Here is a 768-nt window from a genome sequence, read left to right on the forward strand (position 1 = left end):
ATCAACGCGGACGATTTCGCCAAGCTGAACCCCAATGGCATCCACATCGGATCTACCCGCGGGTTCAACCTCGGAAAGTCAGGTGATGCAAAGCTTGTCCAGGCGACCGAGAGCCAGCTGGCCCGCACACTGCTGAAGGACAAGGAAGAGCAGATGCTGATGATCGGTGCCCGAATCGTCCAGAAGGCGGGCGGCGCCGAGACAGCTGAGGCCGTGCGCATCCGCTACAGCTCGGACAACAGTGTGCTGGGCACCATCGCTGGCAACGTGTCTGAGGCCCTGAAACGGGCCATCCTTGATGCCGAGCGCTTCATGATGGGCGAGCCGGACGAAGATGGGACGGTCTTCTGGCTCAACCAGTCGTTCTTCGACGAGACGATGACTGCCCAGGACATCCTGGCCCAAGTCCAGCTCTGGCAGCAGGGCATCATCGCGAAGTCCGACCTGCGCACCAACCTGCGCCAGGGCGGCGTGATCGAGGCTGATCGCACCGACGAGCTGATCGACGATGAACTGGCCGAGCAGCCGCCGGTGACCGGCAACGACACTGGAGGCGGCGAGGATGAGCAGTGACGGCTACCTGTCCGACGCAGCGACTCGCCACCAGGTGCACGTGCAGCGCTACGCCGGGGGAAGCCTCAAGCGCCTGGCCAAGTTCATCACGAAGGCCATCAGCACCGCCAAATCACGCCTATCAGAGGGATTGAGCCGTTACGGCACCCAACGGTACGAGAAGCAGATTCAGGAGCTACAGGGCGAGCTGGCGGG

The 768-nt window shown here is 62.8% G+C and carries 1 protein-coding gene and 1 pseudogene; both read left to right on the forward strand.

The genetic code is table 11. The annotated features are described in order from the left end of the window. The coding region (locus HMPREF3173_RS02485) for a DUF4055 domain-containing protein (RefSeq protein WP_139146803.1) at positions 1-573 on the forward strand (573 nt) is incomplete at its 5' end. Then, a pseudogene (locus HMPREF3173_RS02490) lies at positions 563-768 on the forward strand (phage head morphogenesis protein); the annotation flags it as partial. The gene HMPREF3173_RS02485 and the pseudogene HMPREF3173_RS02490, both read left to right, overlap by 11 nt.

It is taken from the genome of Pseudomonas sp. HMSC08G10 (genome assembly GCF_001808425.1).
GTDB lineage: Bacteria > Pseudomonadota > Gammaproteobacteria > Pseudomonadales > Pseudomonadaceae > Aquipseudomonas > Aquipseudomonas guariconensis.